This is a genomic window from Pseudomonas sp. GD04058, assembly GCF_029836855.1.
Taxonomy (GTDB): Bacteria; Pseudomonadota; Gammaproteobacteria; order Pseudomonadales; family Pseudomonadaceae; genus Aquipseudomonas; species Aquipseudomonas bharatica.
The window spans coordinates 227,884-244,813 of the sequence record NZ_JAOECN010000001.1 but is presented as its reverse complement, the minus strand read 5'-3'; the positions used below and the strand labels follow the sequence as shown (position 1 = coordinate 244,813).

The 16,930-nt window shown below is 64.4% G+C and carries 13 protein-coding genes and 1 riboswitch; of the genes, 6 read left to right on the top strand and 7 right to left on the bottom strand.

The window, feature by feature from the left end; all coding sequences use genetic code 11:
* The first annotated feature begins 5 nt into the window (after window positions 1–5).
* Window positions 6–620, top strand: coding sequence for a CatB-related O-acetyltransferase (locus N7650_RS01040; RefSeq protein ID WP_009399393.1), 615 nt, complete (start codon window positions 6–8; stop codon window positions 618–620).
* A 6-nt stretch (window positions 621–626) separates the two neighbouring features.
* On the opposite strand, the gene N7650_RS01035 is transcribed toward N7650_RS01040, so the two are convergent.
* Both N7650_RS01035 and N7650_RS01030 read right to left on the bottom strand, forming a co-directional pair.
* Window positions 627–1,769, bottom strand: coding sequence for an acyltransferase (locus N7650_RS01035; RefSeq protein ID WP_347815648.1), 1,143 nt, complete (start codon window positions 1,767–1,769; stop codon window positions 627–629).
* Window positions 1,770–1,846: 77 nt separating this feature from the next.
* A complete protein-coding gene (locus N7650_RS01030; protein WP_279896610.1) occupies window positions 1,847–3,691 on the bottom strand; it encodes a bifunctional O-antigen ligase/aminoglycoside phosphotransferase family protein in 1,845 nt (614 codons plus the stop codon).
* Between the two features lie 155 nt (window positions 3,692–3,846).
* On the opposite strand from N7650_RS01030, the gene msbA reads away from it, so the two are divergent.
* Both msbA and hldE read left to right on the top strand, forming a co-directional pair.
* Window positions 3,847–5,652, top strand: a complete 1,806-nt coding sequence (gene msbA / locus N7650_RS01025; protein ID WP_009399397.1) for a lipid A export permease/ATP-binding protein MsbA — start codon at window positions 3,847–3,849, stop codon at window positions 5,650–5,652.
* 130 nt (window positions 5,653–5,782) lie between these two features.
* Complete coding sequence (hldE, locus tag N7650_RS01020) at window positions 5,783–7,204, top strand: bifunctional D-glycero-beta-D-manno-heptose-7-phosphate kinase/D-glycero-beta-D-manno-heptose 1-phosphate adenylyltransferase HldE (RefSeq protein WP_009399399.1); 1,422 nt, start codon at window positions 5,783–5,785, stop codon at window positions 7,202–7,204.
* A gap of 64 nt (window positions 7,205–7,268) precedes the next feature.
* On the opposite strand, the gene N7650_RS01015 is transcribed toward hldE, so the two are convergent.
* The 4 genes from N7650_RS01015 to N7650_RS01000 form a co-directional block, all read right to left on the bottom strand.
* The gene (locus N7650_RS01015) at window positions 7,269–8,228 is read right to left on the bottom strand and encodes a hypothetical protein (RefSeq protein ID WP_009399401.1); all 960 of its coding nucleotides are present in this window, start codon (window positions 8,226–8,228) and stop codon (window positions 7,269–7,271) included.
* A gap of 40 nt (window positions 8,229–8,268) precedes the next feature.
* Entirely contained in the window at window positions 8,269–9,081 is an 813-nt protein-coding gene (locus N7650_RS01010) for an aldo/keto reductase (RefSeq protein WP_009399403.1), read from the bottom strand.
* Window positions 9,078–10,253, bottom strand: a complete 1,176-nt coding sequence (locus tag N7650_RS01005; protein ID WP_279896605.1) for an FAD-dependent oxidoreductase — start codon at window positions 10,251–10,253, stop codon at window positions 9,078–9,080. The genes N7650_RS01010 and N7650_RS01005 overlap by 4 nt, the downstream gene beginning before the upstream one ends.
* A gap of 62 nt (window positions 10,254–10,315) precedes the next feature.
* A complete protein-coding gene (locus N7650_RS01000; protein WP_009399408.1) occupies window positions 10,316–10,648 on the bottom strand; it encodes an SMR family transporter in 333 nt (110 codons plus the stop codon).
* A gap of 91 nt (window positions 10,649–10,739) precedes the next feature.
* Between N7650_RS01000 and N7650_RS00995 the strand changes: the two genes are divergently transcribed.
* Both N7650_RS00995 and waaA read left to right on the top strand, forming a co-directional pair.
* Complete coding sequence (locus tag N7650_RS00995) at window positions 10,740–11,630, top strand: LysR family transcriptional regulator (protein ID WP_085982843.1); 891 nt, start codon at window positions 10,740–10,742, stop codon at window positions 11,628–11,630.
* Between the two features lie 125 nt (window positions 11,631–11,755).
* Entirely contained in the window at window positions 11,756–13,072 is a 1,317-nt protein-coding gene (gene waaA / locus N7650_RS00990; protein ID WP_009399508.1) for a lipid IV(A) 3-deoxy-D-manno-octulosonic acid transferase, read from the top strand.
* Window positions 13,073–13,118: 46 nt separating this feature from the next.
* On the opposite strand, the gene N7650_RS00985 is transcribed toward waaA, so the two are convergent.
* The gene (locus N7650_RS00985) at window positions 13,119–14,552 is read right to left on the bottom strand and encodes a TolC family outer membrane protein (protein ID WP_009399510.1); all 1,434 of its coding nucleotides are present in this window, start codon (window positions 14,550–14,552) and stop codon (window positions 13,119–13,121) included.
* Between the two features lie 143 nt (window positions 14,553–14,695).
* Window positions 14,696–14,800, top strand: a riboswitch (TPP riboswitch).
* Window positions 14,801–14,951: 151 nt separating this feature from the next.
* On the opposite strand from N7650_RS00985, the gene thiC reads away from it, so the two are divergent.
* The gene (thiC, locus tag N7650_RS00980; RefSeq protein ID WP_064301489.1) at window positions 14,952–16,841 is read left to right on the top strand and encodes a phosphomethylpyrimidine synthase ThiC; all 1,890 of its coding nucleotides are present in this window, start codon (window positions 14,952–14,954) and stop codon (window positions 16,839–16,841) included.
* The last annotated feature ends 89 nt before the right edge of the window (window positions 16,842–16,930 follow it).

The following is a 16,930-nucleotide window of genomic DNA, read 5'->3' as shown; positions in this document are numbered from 1 at the left end:
CGTCGATGGGCTGGATCGCACGGTTTCTGGAAAAGCGCGCCAAGCGCGAGATCCGCAAGCTGCCCCGCAGCGAGCGCGGCCGGGCGCGTTTCAAGGCGCGTTACCCGCAGTACGAGTTCGGTATCGGCAGCTACGGGCTGCCCGAGGTGCATGACTGGCAGGAGGGCTCGACGCTCAGGATCGGCGCCTACTGCTCGATTGCCGAGGGCGTGGAGATTTTCCTGGGCGGGCATCACCGGGCCGACTGGGTGACGACCTATCCCTTCCCGGCGATGTTCGATGAAGCGGCGCATATCAAGGATTACAACGGCACCCGCGGCGATGTGGTGATCGGCAACGATGTCTGGCTGTGTTCCAACAGCAGCATCCTTTCGGGTGTAACGGTCGGCCATGGTGCCATCGTGGCCGCCGGGGCCTTGGTCACCCGCGACGTGCCGCCCTATGCGATCGTCGGTGGGAATCCGGCCAGGGTGATCAACTGGCGCTTTGCGCCGGAAGTTCGTGCCGAGCTGCTACAGGCCGCCTGGTGGGATTGGCCCGAGGCGGAGATTCGCCAAGTCCTGGACAAGCTTTGCAGCGATGACATCCAGGCCTTCCTCGAATACGCGCGCCAGCGTTGATCCGGCTCAGGCCTTTTCGACGGGATTGGCCTGCAGTGCCTCCCGTTTGCGCCTGAGCCTGGCGGCCAGGGCCTTGCCCTTGGCGATACCCGGCTTTTCGAAGAGCAGGAAAGTCGCGCTGCTCACCACTACCAGCAAAGGCGTGCACAGGGCGATCAGGGCGATGAACGGCAATGGCTCGTCCATGGCAAAGCCCATCTGCGGATAGTAGTGGTAAGCCAGCCACCACAGCAGGAACCCGTGCAGCAGGTAGGTGCTGTAGCTGACTTCACCGAGCCAGCGTGCGCTGGGCAGACGCAGTGCGCCGAACAGGTCGTTGCCGGAAACGACCACGAAGAACACCACGCTCAGCAACAGCAGCGGGAACACCGCGAAGGTTTTGCGCAGCAGGGTCAGCACCACTATCAGCAGCACCACTGCGATGATCGCCGCCAGCCGGCTGCGGCCCCAGGCCATCAGGGCCGGGCTGCGCACCCAGTAGGCCGCCGCGATACCGCCGGCGAAGCTCAGCAGGTATTTCTTCTTCAGCGAATGTTCCCAGCCCACGACCTGCGCCAACAGGTACAGGCCGACCAGGCAGGCGACGGTTTTCAGAAGCGAGCCGCGGTACAGGAAGACCATGCCGAGCAGAGGCAGGGCCAGATAGAAATACACCTCGTAGCTCAGGGTCCAGGTGACGTTGGAGATCAGGTTTCCGGTGCCTTGGACCAGGTTGAGGTCCGGTCTATCGAAGATGAGCCATAGCGACACATGCTTGAGCAGTTGGGCCGGGCTTTCTCGCAGGTTCCAGTCGCTGAGGTAGAAAACGGTAGCGAGAAGCGCTGCGAGCAGTGGCAGATAGAGCGGATAGAGACGGAAAATCCGCGAGATCGCGAAGACGCCCCAGTCATGTTGGCGCTTCTGCTTGATCAGCCGGTCCCAGAACAGGAATCCGGTGATCATGAAGAACAGGGCAACCCCCACCTGGCCGATCTGGGCGAATAAACGCTCCGGGGGCATGCCGATCTGGCCGCTCTGGTGGAAATGCCAGGCGATGGCGGCGTGGTGGATGAATACGCCCAGAGCCAGATAGCCACGCAGGCCGTCGATGGTCGTTGCACGCCCCTCCAGTTGCCCCAGGTTGTCGGCTATCGCCGGGATTTTGAGCAAGAGCGCCGCGCTTCCCAAGGCCAGGAGGTATACGGCAATCGACAGTAGGAGGGGAGTAGCCATCATTAAGGAGGTGCTTACTGATCTGTTAGATGAAGTTGTTTTCGAATCAGATGTACGTCGCGGCTGGACGCGCCTTCGGCATAGCCTTCAAGGAGGGCTTCGACATTCTCCTCGAACAACCACGCCCGGTCCTCGGGGTAGCGCTGCATGTGACGCAGGTTGCGCTGGCGCAGTTCGTGAGACAGCGGCGAAGGCAGGATGCGCATGTCGGCCAGGTCGATCAGGCCAAAGCGATCGTCGTCCAGCAACAGCACATTGCCCAGGTGCAGAGAGCGGAAATACACCCCTTGCCCGTGCAGTTGCGCGACAAACTGCCCTAGACGATAGCCCAGGCGCTTGCGTTCATCTGCCGAGCTTGCGCTGTCGAACGCCTGGCGCACGGTATGGCCCGGCAGAGGCTGGTAGCGCACCCCTTGGCTGCCGTCCGCGGTGATATGCAGATCCAGGGGCCGGGGTGTGACGAAACCCAGCGCGCCAAGGCGCTGGCTGTTGCTGACGAAACGTTGCGAGTATGGATTCAGGCCGCCCGAAGTGAACCAGCGTCGGCGGCGGAACAGCTTGAGGAAACTTCCGTCCTGCAGGCGCAGTACCTTCGGACCCAGGCCATCCTCTTCGATGATGGTCGCCCCGCCGAGCAAGCGCTCGTTGTCCTTGCGCGACAGCCTGCGCATTTCCACCCGCGGCAGGCGCCCGGCGCGCTGGGCGATGCTAAGGGCAGCGATCAGTGCGAGCGGGATCCACAGCAGGAACCAGTGCTCCTTGGGCCGGGACATGATGCCACCGCCCTCGGTCAGGCCTGCACCGATACCGAAGACAAGGAGTGTCGAGGCCAGGACGAAAAGTTGCTGGCCGCGATTGCGCCAGCCGCTGTACAGGCCGACGACGATCATGCCGGCCCATGGCAGGAAGCCTATGATGCCCAGGTTGTACAGGACGCCAAGGGCGAAGTTGTGCGGTTCGCTCAGTACGTAGCCGATCCCGAGGTCGATGCTCAGCGGGGCGTCGTAACCACTGCCGATCCATGGATGCCGGAGGATCTGGTCGAGGGTGTAGCGCCAGATTTCGAAACGGTACGAATCACCGCGTCCGGTGATCATCTCCGGCGCGACGATGAGCAGGATGATACCGACCACCGGGATGACCAGCAGCAGCAGGAGCGAGCGCCACCCTGCGCGCAGCAGGGTCATCCAGGCCACCACCATGGCCAGCGCGACCAGCGGGGTTCTGGAGCCGGTCGCCAAAACGGCGGTGAACATGATCACCAGGCCGACCAGGCACAGGCCGAGGGTGCGCAGGGTCTTGCCGTAGAGCGCGGCCCAGAGCCAGAAGGTGCAGAAGAACCCGAACAGATGGGAGCTGAGTAGCGGGTTATCCATGGCACCGGAGCCTACCAGGCGTTCACCTTGGGTATAGGTCAGGGCAAAGGCATGGATATCGTCGAGCGAGCCGGCCACTGCCAGCAATGCTGCGCCGAAGAAGATCGGCTTGACCATCTCGGGGCGATGCTGTACCAGCAGGCAGGTGCCGGCAAACAGCATGAAGATATGCAGCGGGCGCTTGATGAGCCCGCTGGTGCCCGAGTCGGAGGCGCTCCACAGGATGCTCAGCAGGGCGAACAGGACGAACAGGGTAAAGAGCTGCACGATCGGCTCGCGCATCAGTTCCTTCAGGATGGCCGGCCGCAGGCACAGGGCGACCAGCGTCGGGATGCTGAACAGGGCGTAGTAGAGCTTGTGGTGGAGGCTGCGATCCGGCAGGAAGAACAACGCACTCAGCAAAAGGAAATAACCGACCGGCAATAGCCACAGGGTTATGGCGTCAAAAACACGATTGGCGCTGTTCTGGATGCTTGGGTACATACGTTGGGCGGGTTGTCGTAGTGAGAAAGGACGCAATCTTAACCCAGCCATGGCCAGAGCGCTGCGAAACATAGCGATTGGCCTGCAGGCCCCGAATTACCCAGTCATGAAGCTGTGTTAAAGTCGGCCTCCCAATTTCCACTTCCCTCCGTGATATGACCGATTCCAGTGGCTCCGCCAGCCCCTCGAGCATAAAGATCTACTTTCGCCTGCTTGGCTACGTCCGGCCCTATATCGGGCTGTTCCTGCTGAGCATCGTCGGCTTCCTGATCTTTGCCTCGACCCAACCGATGCTGGGCTACATCCTCAAGTACTTCGTCGATGGCCTGTCCAACCCCGAAGCCGTGCTCTTCCCCAGTGTTCCCTACCTGCGCGACCTGCAATTGCTGCAGGCGGTGCCGCTGCTGATCATCCTGATCGCGGCCTGGCAGGGCCTTGGCTCCTACCTTGGCAACTATTTCCTGGCCAAGGTTTCCCTGGGTCTGGTGCATGACCTGCGCGTCCAGTTGTTCAACAACCTGCTGACCCTGCCCAATCGGTACTTCGACAAGCACAACTCCGGACACTTGATCTCGCGCATCACCTTCAACGTGACCATGGTCACCGGTGCTGCCACCGATGCGATCAAGGTGGTGATCCGCGAAGGCATGACCGTGATCTTCCTGTTCGGCTCGCTGCTGCTGATGAACTGGCGGCTGACCCTGGTGATGATCGCCATCCTGCCGCTGATCGCCTTCATGGTCAGCCGGGCCAGCAAGAAATTCCGCAAGCAGAGCAAGAAGATTCAGGTCGCGATGGGCGATGTCACCCATGTGGCCTCGGAAACCATCCAGGGTTATCGCGTGGTGCGCAGCTTCGGTGGCGAGGTCTACGAGCAGAAGCGTTTCCTCGACGCCAGCCAGAGCAATACCGACAAGCAACTGCGCATGACCCGCACCGGTGCGATCTACACGCCATTGCTGCAACTGGTGATCTATACCGCCATGGCCATCCTCATGTTCCTGGTGCTGTACCTGCGCGGTGACGCCTCGGCCGGTGACATGGTCGCCTACATCACCCTGGCCGGCCTGCTGCCCAAGCCCATTCGGCAGTTGTCGGAAGTCAGCTCGACCATCCAGAAGGGCGTCGCCGGCGCGGAAAGCATCTTCGAGCAGTTGGATGTCGAGCCGGAACTGGACAAGGGCACCGTCGAGCGCGAGAGCGTCAGCGGTCGTCTCGACGTGCGCAACCTCAGCTTCACCTACCCCGGCACCGATCGCCTGGTGCTGGACGACATCAGCTTCTCGGCCGAGCCGGGCCAGATGATCGCCCTGGTCGGTCGCTCGGGCAGCGGCAAGTCGACCCTGGCCAGCCTGATCCCGCGCTTCTACCACCACAGCCATGGCGAGATCCTGCTCGACGGCATCGAGGTCGAGGACTACCGTCTGCTCAACCTGCGCCGGCACATCGCCCAAGTGACCCAGCACGTGACCCTGTTCAGCGACACCGTGGCCAACAACATCGCCTACGGTGACCTGGCCGGTGCACCGCGCGCCGATGTCGAGGCGGCGGCAGCTGCGGCCTATGCCAAGGACTTCGTCGATCAGTTGCCGCAGGGCTTCGATACCCAGGTCGGCGAGAACGGCGTGCTGCTGTCCGGTGGCCAGCGCCAGCGCCTGGCGATCGCCCGGGCGTTGCTGAAGAACGCGCCGCTGCTAATCCTCGACGAGGCGACCTCGGCCCTGGATACCGAATCCGAGCGGCATATCCAGGCGGCGCTGGACCATGTCATGGAAGGGCGTACCACCCTGGTCATCGCCCACCGGCTGTCGACCATCGAGAAGGCCGACCTGATCCTGGTCATGGACCAGGGCCGGATCGTCGAGCGCGGTACCCATGAGCAACTGCTCGCTGCCAACGGCTACTATGCCCGCCTGCACGCCATGGGCCTCGACGAGCCGGGCAAGGTCGACATCACCTGAAACAAGTGCGCCGGGCCATCCAGGCCCGGCGCCTTGGCGTTAACGGGGCGCCTGCTAGCGGGCACAGGCGAGCTGTCGCCAACCCTGTGCTAATATCCCGCCCCTGTTCATTCTGTCTGATGGGTTATCCATGAAGTTGTCCATGCCGCGTTTCGATCAAGCCCCGGTTCTGGTGGTCGGCGATGTCATGCTCGACCGCTACTGGCATGGCGGTACTTCGAGGATCTCGCCTGAAGCGCCGGTGCCGGTGGTCAAGGTCGAGCAGATCGAGGATCGTCCCGGCGGCGCGGCCAACGTCGCCTTGAACATCGCGGCACTGGGCGCACCTGCCGCACTGGTTGGCGTCACCGGCCAGGACGAGGCGGCCGACAGCCTGGCCAACAGCCTGCAGGCGGCTGGCGTGCGTTCGGTGTTCCAGCGCATCGCCCACCAACCGACCATCGTCAAGCTGCGGGTCATGAGCCGGCACCAGCAACTGCTGCGTATCGATTTCGAAGAACCCTTCGCCACCGACCCGCTGTCCCTGGGCTCGGAGGTCGAGGCCTTGCTGGAAGGGGTCAGGGTGCTGGTGCTGTCCGACTACGGCAAGGGCGCACTGAGGAACCACCAGAGCCTGATCCAGGCGGCCCGCGAGCGCGGCATCCCGGTACTGGCCGACCCCAAGGGCAAGGACTTCTCCATCTACCGTGGCGCCAGCCTGATCACCCCGAATCTCAGCGAATTCGAAACCATCGTCGGTCGCTGTGCCGACGAGGCCGAGCTGGTGGCCAAGGGTGGCGAACTGATGCGCGAGCTGGAACTGGGGGCCTTGCTGGTTACCCGCGGCGAACACGGCATGACCTTGCTGCGTCCGGATCATCCGGCTCTGCACCTGCCGGCCCGGGCCCGTGAAGTCTTCGATGTCACCGGTGCCGGCGACACGGTGATCTCCACCCTGGCCGCGGCGATCGCCGCAGGCGAAGACCTGCCCAATGCCGTGGGCCTGGCCAACCTGGCTGCCGGCATCGTGGTCGGCAAGCTGGGTACCGCGGCGATCAGCGCGCCGGAACTGCGTCGGGCGATCCAGCGCGAGGAAGGCTCCGAGCGCGGCGTGCTGGGCCTGGAGCAATTGCTGCTGGCCATCGACGATGCCCGCGCGCACAACGAGAAGATCGTCTTCACCAATGGCTGCTTCGACATTCTCCATGCCGGTCACGTGACCTACCTGGAGCAGGCGCGGGCCCAGGGTGACCGATTGATCGTCGCGGTCAACGACGATGCGTCGGTGAGCCGGCTGAAAGGGCCGGGGCGTCCGATCAACAGCGTCGATCGGCGCATGGCGGTGCTGGCGGGGCTGGGTGCGGTCGACTGGGTGATCAGCTTTGCCGAAGGCACGCCGGAGAACCTGCTGAGCCAGGTCAAGCCGGACGTGCTGGTCAAGGGTGGTGACTATGGCATCGACCAGGTGGTCGGCGCGGATATCGTCAAGGCCTACGGCGGCACGGTGAAGGTGCTGGGCCTGGTGGAAAACAGCTCGACCACTGCGATCGTCGAGAAGATCCGCAAGAACTGAAATGAAGAAGGGCCTGCATTGCAGGCCCTTCTGGTTTACGCGGACCCTGTGGGAGCTGTGTCGTCTATTTGCTCAACCCGCCCCGCGCCATCTGCAACAACGCCTTCGCCTTTCCGGTAATCCGCTGCAAGCCGCTGGGCCTGTTCGGCGCCAGCCCTTGCTGGCGCAGCCAGTCCTTCCAGCGAATCCGCTCGTCCTTCACCACCCAGCCTTCCTGCTGGGCAAAACTTTCGGCCAGGTAAAGACCGCGGGTGCTGGCCGGTACCAGCCTGTCCTTTTTCAGGGTGTACAACTCGGGCAATGGTTTGCCGTCTTCCAGCGGCATCAGGTACAGGTCGGGGCGCGCGCGATCCAGGCGGGCGACAAGCTGGTCACCCTCCAGGCGCTCGTCGACATGGAACAGGCTCAGCGACTTGGCCTCCTTCGGCACCTGCAGGCGCAGGTCGTAGATCAGTTGCAGCGATGCCGTCGGCAGATGCACGTAGGCCCGCGGCCGTTCGATCAGTTGCTGGCTACCGCAGCGTACCGGCCGCGCCGCGCCGGTGTGCGGGGAGAGGTTGAACGACAGTGCCTCGCGATAATGCAGGGCGGCGGCGTAGGGCGCCGGCAGCCAGGTGTCGTTGAAGCGTCCGCCGAGCCAGCCTTCCGGGGTTTCCAGCAGGCATTCCTCGGCAACTTCCTGGACGGCGGTATGCAGCGGCAGGTTGAGCTCCTGCGCCGGGACATAGCCCGAGATCAGCTTGAGCACCACATCGCCGCGGTCCTGCCGGCGCTGGCGCACCAGCACCCAGTAGTCGCGGTGCTGCCAGCACAGGGTCAGGCGTACCGAGACGCCGAGGTTGGCCAGTTCGACGGCGAAGCGTTCGTGATCCGGCAACTGGATCGCCTTGCGTCGTTGCAGGGTCTGGGCAAAGTTGAGCGGCCGGCCGATGCTCTGGTAGCTCAGCCCGTCCGCGCCGGCTTCGACGTGCAGCGGCAGGGTCTTGAAGTTGCTCGGGTTCTTGCGGATCAACGTTCGCGGCATGTCGGCTCCTTCTTGCGTTGGGGTCGGCCGCGGCGGCGGCTCAGTGCTGGCGCAGCACCTGGGCGACGGTCGCCACGTTGTGGGCCAGGTGCACGGGATTGATGGTTCCGACAATAGCACTGCCGACGCCTGGGTGGGCAAACAGCAGTTCGAAGCTGGCACGCACCGGATCGACTCCCGGACTCAGGCAGACATGCCCGCTGGCCAGGGCCTTCTTCACCAGGATCGCCTTGCCATGGGCCGCGGCATAGTCGAGCACCGGGCGCTCGGCCTGTTCGTTGAGATTGTAGGTGACCATCGCGCAATCGCCCTGTTCCAGGGCTTTCAGCCCGCCTTCCACGGTTTTTCCGGAAAAGCCGAAGCCGCGGATCTTGCCTTCCTGCTTGAGCAGGGCAAGGGTCTGGTAGACCTCCTCCTGTTCGAGGATGCGCAGGTCGTCGCCGTTGGAGTGGACCAGGACCAGGTCGATGGAGTCTGTTTCAAGGCGTTTCAGGCTGCGCTCGATGGAGCGGCGGGTGTGGTCCGCGCTGAAATCGAAGCGGGACTGGCCGTCCTCGAACTCTTCACCCACCTTGCTGACGATCACCCATTGATCGCGCTGGCCACGCAGCAGGGGGCCGAGACGCTCTTCACTGCGACCGTAGGCAGGCGCCGTGTCGATCAGGTTGATGCCCAGGTCGCGGGCCTGGGCGAGCAGCAGGCGGGCGCTTTCATCGTCGGGGATGGTGAAACCGTTGGGGTACTTGACCCCTTGGTCGCGACCCAGCTTGACGGTGCCCAGGCCCAGCGGTGAAACCGAAAGGCCGGTACTGCCCAGCGGGCGATGCAGGTCATGCAGGGTGGGCAGGGTCATGGCAGCAGGCGATCCCATTCAGGTTGGGCCAGGGGTGGCCTGGGCAGGTCGGGCAGGGCGGGGAAGCCGCCGGGCTTGATGCCGTCGCGGTCGAGGGCGTGCAACACGCGGTCGGCGAAATCCGGGGCGAGGGCCAGCTTGGTCGGCCAGCCGACCAGCAGATTGTGCTGGTCGGCGAGGAAGGCGTTATCCGGACGGACCAGGCCGGATTGCGCCGGCTCGGCACGATCGACCCGCAGGGTGGCCCAGCGGACCTGGCTCATGTCGACCCACGGCAGCAGGCTGGCGACTTCCTTCCTTGCCGCGGCGATCTGCGCCTCCGGCTCGCGGGCCACGCCATCGGCTTCGGCGAGGTCGCCGCCGAGGTACCAGACCCACTGGCCGTCGGCTGCCGGGTGGGTGGTCACGGTAATGCGCGGCTTGGGGCCACCGCCCAGGCAGTGGGCGTACAGCGGCTTAAGGCTCGGGCCCTTGGCGATCACCATATGCAGCGGCCTGCGCTGCATCGCCGGCTGGCTCAGACCGAGGTCGGCGAGCAGTTCGGCAGTGCCGGCGCCGGCACTGAGGACGATGCGCCTGGCGCGGATTTCCCGCTCATCGACACGCAGGCCGATCAGTTCGTTGCCTTCGCGCAGGGGCTCGATGTGCTCGCCGGCGAGCAGGCTGTCGCCGGCCAGTTCCGCCAGGCGCTGCAGCAGGCTAGGCACGTCCACCACCAGTTCCGCCAGGCGATAGACCTTGCCCTTGAAGCCGCGATCCTGCAGGGCTGGCGGCAACTGGTCGCCCTTGACCTGGTCGACCCGGCCACGTACCGCCTTGCTGGCGAAGAAGCTGGTGAGGTTGCCGGCCAGGGTGCCGGGGGACCACAGGTAATGGGCGTCCGACAGCAGGCGCACACCGGACAGGTCCAGCTCGCCATTGCCGGCCAACGCCTCGCGCCAGCGCCGCGGCATGTCGGCGATGGCTTCCGAAGCGCCGGTCAGGGCGCCATGCAAGGCGTACTTGGCGCCGCCATGGATGATGCCCTGGGACTTGAGGGTCTGCCCGCCACCGACGCTGGCGCGCTCCACCAGCACCGTCGAGTAGCCCAGGCGCCGCAGCCGGGCGTTGAGCCAAAGACCCGCAACCCCCGCGCCGACGATCAGGACGTCGGTGGAAATGACCGATGACATGCAGTTACCTCAACAAGCTGGACAGGCGGGGAAGTATAAGCCTGTTGGGCGCTTTTCCGGCATCAATGCCCGGCGGTTTTCGAGAACAGCTGGATCACCACCACGCCGCTGACGATCAGGCCCATGCCCAGCACGGCCGGCAGGTCCAGTTTCTGGCCGTATATCACCAGGGCGACGATGCTGATCAGAACGATGCCCAGGCCCGACCAGATGGCGTAGGCGATGCCCACCGGAATGCTGCGCACTACGAGGGTCAACATCCAGAACGCCACGCCGTAACCGCACACCATCAGCAGCAACGGCAACGGGGTGCTCAGGCCCTTGACCGCTTTCATCGAAGCGGTGGCGATGACTTCGGCGCAGATGGCGATGGCGAGATAGGTGTAGGCATTCATGACTGGGCACTCCTCTGATGGCTCGCGCATTCTAGAACCTGGCCAGATGCGGTAAAGTCATTTCCTATCTGCCGTGGAGATAGGTTGCATGATTCAAGCGCAATGGAGTCTGGAGCAGGTCCGCCTGTTCGTCGAAGTGGCCGAGCAGCGTTCGTTTTCCGCCGTGGCGCGGGCGGCGGGGCGGGCGCAGTCGGCGGTGAGCAACGCCATCGCACTGCTCGAGACCGACCTCGGGCTGACCCTGTTCGAGCGCAGCAGCGGGCGTCAGCCACAGTTGACCGAAGCGGGAGCGGCGCTGCTAGAGGATGCCAAGGAGTTGCTGCGCCAGTGCGAGCGCCTTGAAGGGCGGGCCTCGGCGTTGATGCGCGGGCAGGAACCGCGCCTGCGCCTGGCCCAGGACGAGGCGATGCCTTATCCACCGGTGATCGAGAGCCTGGACGAGTTGTCGCTGCAGTTCCCGCTGCTGGAAGTACAACTGGCCAGCAGCGCCCAGGGCGATGTGGCGCGGCAACTGGTCGAACGGCGCGCGGACCTGGGCTTGATGTTCCATCACGAGCGGGTGCCCGATGCGCTGGAGCGTCGTGTGCTGGGCAGTATCGAGATGGTCACGGTGTGTCCCGTGGGGCATCCGCTGGCGACGGTGGGGCGGGTCAGTTGCGAGCATCTGGCGCGGCACCGGCAGTTGCTGGTCAACCCGCGGGACAGCGGCTATGCCGGGGGCGAGCCGGCCAGCCCGCTGGTCTGGCGCGCGGACAGTTTCTATGTGATGGCCGAACTGTTGCAGCGCGGCCTGGGATGGGCCTGGTTGCCGAGGCATGTGGTGCAGTACCCGGCTTATCAACAGCAGATGGTCGAGCTGGATTGCGAGTGGCGTCCGCCGGCGCTGGTGGTGGAACTGGCCTGGCGCCGGGACGAGCCGCTGGGGCCGGCGGCGCAGTGGTTGGCGGAAAGGTTTGCTGTGCATCTGCGGGAAATGGGGTGAGCTTTCGGGCCTCATCGCTGGCAAGCCAGCTCCCACAGGCCCTGTGGGAGCTGGCTTGCCAGCGATGAGGCCCTCAAGGACAACAAAGAGGCACTGGCTGATGCTTCCTTGTAAACTCCCGCGCCATGAACAGAACTCTCTATACCCTGCTGTTTCACCTGGGCCTGCCGCTGGTTGCGCTGCGCCTGTTCCTGCGTGGGCGCAAGGCGCCGGCCTATCGCCAGCGTATTGGCGAGCGCTTCGCCATCGGCCTGCCGCCGCTCAAGCCCGGCGGTATCTGGGTCCACGCCGTGTCGGTGGGCGAAAGCATCGCCGCGGCGCCGATGATCCGTGGGCTGCTGGAGCGTTATCCACAGTTGCCGATCACGGTAACCTGCATGACCCCCACCGGCTCGGAACGGATCCGCGCGATGTTCGCCGGCGAACCGCGCATCCAGCACTGCTACCTGCCGTATGACCTGCCCTGGGCGGCGGCGCGTTTCCTCGACAAGGCGCGACCGCAGTTGGGCATCATCATGGAAACCGAGTTGTGGCCCAACCATATCCACCAATGCGCCAAGCGCGGGATTCCGATAGCCCTGGCCAACGCCCGGCTATCCGAGCGTTCGGCCCGGGGCTACGCGCGTTTTTCCGGGCTGACCCGGCCGATGCTGGAGGAAATGAGCCTGTTCGCCGTGCAGACCGAGGCCGAGGCCGAGCGCTTTCGCCAGTTGGGCGCGCGTCCGGCGACGGTGCAGGTGACCGGCTCGATCAAGTTCGATCTGAAGATCGACGAGCACCTGCTGCCGCGCGCCCGTGAGCTGCGCGGGCAGTGGGGAGCGACCCAGCGTCCCGTGTGGATTGCCGCCAGCACCCACGACGGCGAGGACGCGCTGATCCTGGCTGCGCACAAGCAATTGCTGGACGCCCATGCCGACGCGCTGTTGATCCTGGTGCCGCGGCATCCCGAGCGTTTCAACGCGGTCCATCAATTGTGTGCCGAACACTTCGCCACGGTGCGTCGTTCCACCGGCGCCGCGGTGGACGGGCAGACCCGGGTGCTGCTCGGCGACACCATGGGCGAATTGCTGTTCCTGTATGCCCTGGCCGATATCGCCTTCGTCGGCGGCAGCCTGGTGCCGACCGGTGGGCACAACCCGCTGGAGCCGGCGGCACTAGCCTTACCAGTGATCATGGGGCCCCATGTGTTCAACTTCCTGGAAATCAGCGCGATGTTGCGCGAGGCGGGAGCGTTGGAGCAGGTCGATGACGCCGAGGGCCTGGCGACCGAGGTGAGAAGGCTGATCGAGTTGCCGCGGGATGCGCGGAAGATGGGCGAGGCGGGCGTGGCTGTGATGCGGGCCAATCAGGGGGCTTTGCAGCGTTTGCTCGATGGTCTGGGGCTGCTTTGCAGCCCTTCGCGGGCAAGCCACGCTCCTACAGAAGTACGCGATTCTCTGTAGGAGCGTGGCTTGCCCGCGAAGGACCGCAAAGCGGTCCCACTGGGCCTCAAGGACGGCTGTCGAAATTGGCCTTGGCCGCCGCCGCCAGGTCGGGCGGCAGGAAGTCCTTGTCCGGGTTGTAGTCCGGCTTCAGGTAGCGCCCCAGGTCCTGCAGGTCCTGCGGGCTCAAGGTTCCGGCGGCCTGCTTCAAGCGCAGGTTGTCGAGGATGTAGTCGTAGCGGGTGTTGTTGTAGTCGCGCACCGAGGTGTACAGCTGGCGCTGTGCGTCAAGTACATCGACGATGTTGCGCGTGCCCACCTGGTACCCGATTTCCGTGGCTTCCAGCGCGCTCTGGTTGGAAATGATCGACTGCTTGCGCGCCTGAACCTGTTCCACATCGGTGTTTACCGCGCGGTGCAGGTTGCGGGTGTTCTCCACCACCTGGCGGCGCAGGCTTTCGCGCTGCTGCTCGGTCTGGCTCAAGCGCTGGTAGGCCTCGCGCACCTGCGAGCTGGTCAGGCCGCCGCTGTAGATCGGGATATTCAACTGCAGGCCGATGCTGGTCTGCTCCACGTCGCCGCCATAGCGCTGCCCGGTGTAGTTCGGGTTGCTGAAGCCGAGGCTGTCGTTGTCACCCTTTTCGTAGCGCGCTACCGCATCGACGGTCGGGGCATGCCCGGCCTTGCGCTGGCGCAGGGTTTCCTCGGCGGCCTGAACGGCGTGGTTGGTCGCTTGCAGGTTGAGGTTCTGCTGGGTCGCGGTGTCCACCCAGGCCTTGGCATCGTTGGGGATCGGCACCTGCACCGGAAGTGTATGGACGATGCCCTGGATAGAGTTGTAGTCGCGGTTGGTCAGGGTCACGAGGGCTTCGAAGGCGTCGGCCACGCGGCGCTCGGCGATGATCCGGTTGGCCCGCGCGGTGTCGTAGCTGGCCTGGGATTGCAGTACGTCGGTCTTGTCCGAAAGGCCCACGTCGAAGCGCTCGTTGGACTGGTCGAGCTGGCGCTTGAAGGCTGCTTCCTCGGCCTTGGTCGAGGCCAGGTTGTCCTGGGCGCGCAGCACCGCAAAGTAATTCTCGGCGCTTTGCAGGATAAGGTTCTGCTCGGTGGCCGACAGCTCCAGGGCCGCCTGCTCGTTGACCGCTTCGGCTGCCTGCAACTGGAACCAGCGGTCGGCGCGGAAGATCGGCTGGGCCAGGGTCGCGCTCCAGGTGTTGCCGCTGCGGCTGGCAGTGATCGATGGCTGATCGATGCTGGTCCGGGTATTCATCATCTCGGCGCCGGCAGACAGATTCGGTAGCAGGCCAGCGCGGGCCTGGGGCACCACTTCGCGACGGGCACCATAGTCGGCACGGGCGGCGGCAAGGTCGGCGTTGTTGCTGACGGCCTCGTTGTAAACGCTGACCAGGTCGGTTTTGCTCGACAGCGGCAAGTCTGCTGCCCAGGCCAATCCGTTGGAAGCACAAGACACGGCAAGCGCCAGTGAAAGTTTGCGCAGCATAGGGCGGTCCTTGAACGAAGAAGGTAATTCTGAACTTGCGAGTGTAGTTGCGCTGGCAGTTTGCAACAATCTGGCAATTGCGCCATTTGTCACGCTGGTGTCCGGAGTGTTGGCGTTTGTGCTCGCGCCGGTCTAGACTGCGCGAGTTCTTGTCGGGGTGCCTTGCGTTGAGGCTGAGATCGGAAATTCCGGATCCCGTTGAACCTGATCAGGTTAGCGCCTGCGTAGGGAACAAGATTGCTCGCTTCCCGCGAGCCCTCTTGTGCCGGGTCCGGGAATGTCGAGTCAGCCGCAGCAGGCCGCCAGACACCCCCGCATTCTGCACAGCACCGCCCCAGGTGCATTCTCCGTGCCTCCATCAGGTTCACTCCGACATCCAACCCGTCTGGAGAGCCTGTGATGAGCAAACAAGAAAAATACCCGTCCAACCTGAGCGAGTCCGCCCAGGTCGATCAGCAGTCCGTGCAACCCTTCACCCGTTCGCGCAAGGTGTATGTCGAGGGCTCGCGTCCGGACATCCGCGTGCCGATGCGGGAAATCAGCCTTGACGATACCCCCACCGACTTCGGCGGCGAGCCCAACGCCCCGGTGCTGGTGTACGACACCTCCGGCCCGTACACCGACCCCAATGTGGTGATCGACGTGCGCAAGGGCCTGGGCGACGTACGTTCGGCCTGGATCGACGACCGCGGCGACACCGAACGGCTCGACGGCCTGTCCTCCGACTTCGGCCAGCAGCGCCTGAACGACCCCGAGCTGACCAAGCTGCGCTTCGCCCACGTGCGCAACCCGCGCCGGGCCAAGGCCGGGGCCAACGTCAGCCAGATGCACTATGCGCGCAAGGGCATCATCACCGCCGAGATGGAATACGTTGCGCTGCGCGAAAACATGAAGCTGCAGGAAGCCCGTGCAGCCGGCCTGCTCGATCAGCAGCACGCCGGGCACAGCTTCGGCGCGAGCATTCCGAAGGAGATCACTCCCGAGTTCGTCCGCGAGGAAATCGCTCGCGGCCGCGCGATCATTCCGGCCAACATCAACCACGTGGAGCTGGAGCCGATGATCATCGGCCGCAACTTCCTGGTGAAGATCAACGGCAACATCGGCAACAGCGCCCTGGGCTCTTCCATCGAGGAAGAAGTGGCCAAGTTGACCTGGGGCATCCGCTGGGGCTCGGACACGGTCATGGATCTGTCCACCGGCAAGCACATCCATGAAACCCGCGAGTGGATCATCCGCAACTCGCCGGTGCCGATCGGCACCGTACCGATCTACCAGGCCCTGGAAAAGGTCAATGGCGTGGCCGAGGACCTGACCTGGGAATTGTTCCGCGACACCCTGATCGAACAGGCCGAGCAAGGCGTGGACTACTTCACCATCCACGCCGGCGTGCTGCTGCGCTACGTGCCGCTGACGGCCAAGCGGGTGACCGGCATCGTCAGCCGCGGCGGTTCGATCATGGCCAAGTGGTGCCTGGCGCATCACAAGGAGAACTTCCTCTATACCCACTTCGAAGAAATCTGCGAAATCATGAAGGCCTACGACGTCAGCTTCTCGCTGGGCGACGGCCTGCGTCCCGGCTCGATTGCCGACGCCAACGACGAAGCGCAGTTCGGCGAGCTGGAAACCCTTGGCGAACTGACCAAGATCGCCTGGAAGCATGACGTGCAGTGCATGATCGAAGGGCCCGGCCACGTGCCGATGCAACTGATCAAGGAAAACATGGACAAGCAGCTGGAATGCTGCGACGAGGCGCCGTTCTACACCCTCGGCCCGCTGACCACCGACATCGCGCCAGGCTACGACCACATCACCTCCGGCATCGGTGCCGCGATGATCGGTTGGTTCGGCTGCGCCATGCTCTGCTACGTCACGCCGAAGGAACACCTCGGCCTGCCGAACAAGGATGACGTCAAGACCGGGATCATCACCTACAAGATCGCCGCCCATGCGGCGGACCTGGCGAAAGGGCATCCGGGGGCGCAGATCCGTGACAACGCGTTGAGCAAGGCACGTTTCGAATTCCGCTGGGAAGACCAGTTCAACCTGGGCCTGGACCCGGACACCGCGCGCTCGTTCCACGACGAGACCCTGCCGAAGGACTCGGCCAAGGTCGCGCACTTCTGCTCCATGTGCGGGCCGAAGTTCTGCTCGATGAAGATCACCCAGGAAGTACGCGAATACGCCGCCAACCAGCGCATCGACGCGGTGGACGTGGCGGTCGAGGACGGCATGCGCGAGCAGGCCGAGCGGTTCCGCCAGGAAGGCAGCCAGTTGTACAAGAAAGTCTGAGGTGAACCGGGGCCGCCGAGGCGGCCCCGATCGCTGGCAAGCCAGCGATGAGGCCCTCGAAACCAACAAAAAAACGCCCGCCGAGACCC

Excerpts from the sequence above, each read along its gene's own strand:
- N7650_RS01000 (WP_009399408.1), bottom strand. The coding sequence starts at position 10,648 with ATGAATGCCTACACCTATCTCGCCATCGCCATCTGCGCCGAAGTCATC.
- N7650_RS01005 (WP_279896605.1), bottom strand. The coding sequence starts at position 10,253 with ATGTCATCGGTCATTTCCACCGACGTCCTGATCGTCGGCGCGGGGGTT.
- N7650_RS01040 (WP_009399393.1), top strand. The coding sequence starts at position 6 with ATGGGCTGGATCGCACGGTTTCTGGAAAAGCGCGCCAAGCGCGAGATC.
- N7650_RS01030 (WP_279896610.1), bottom strand. The coding sequence starts at position 3,691 with ATGTACCCAAGCATCCAGAACAGCGCCAATCGTGTTTTTGACGCCATA.
- waaA (WP_009399508.1), top strand. The coding sequence starts at position 11,756 with ATGAACAGAACTCTCTATACCCTGCTGTTTCACCTGGGCCTGCCGCTG.
- thiC (WP_064301489.1), top strand. The coding sequence starts at position 14,952 with ATGAGCAAACAAGAAAAATACCCGTCCAACCTGAGCGAGTCCGCCCAG.
- N7650_RS00985 (WP_009399510.1), bottom strand. The coding sequence starts at position 14,552 with ATGCTGCGCAAACTTTCACTGGCGCTTGCCGTGTCTTGTGCTTCCAAC.
- N7650_RS01010 (WP_009399403.1), bottom strand. The coding sequence starts at position 9,081 with ATGACCCTGCCCACCCTGCATGACCTGCATCGCCCGCTGGGCAGTACC.
- msbA (WP_009399397.1), top strand. The coding sequence starts at position 3,847 with ATGACCGATTCCAGTGGCTCCGCCAGCCCCTCGAGCATAAAGATCTAC.
- N7650_RS01015 (WP_009399401.1), bottom strand. The coding sequence starts at position 8,228 with ATGCCGCGAACGTTGATCCGCAAGAACCCGAGCAACTTCAAGACCCTG.
- hldE (WP_009399399.1), top strand. The coding sequence starts at position 5,783 with ATGAAGTTGTCCATGCCGCGTTTCGATCAAGCCCCGGTTCTGGTGGTC.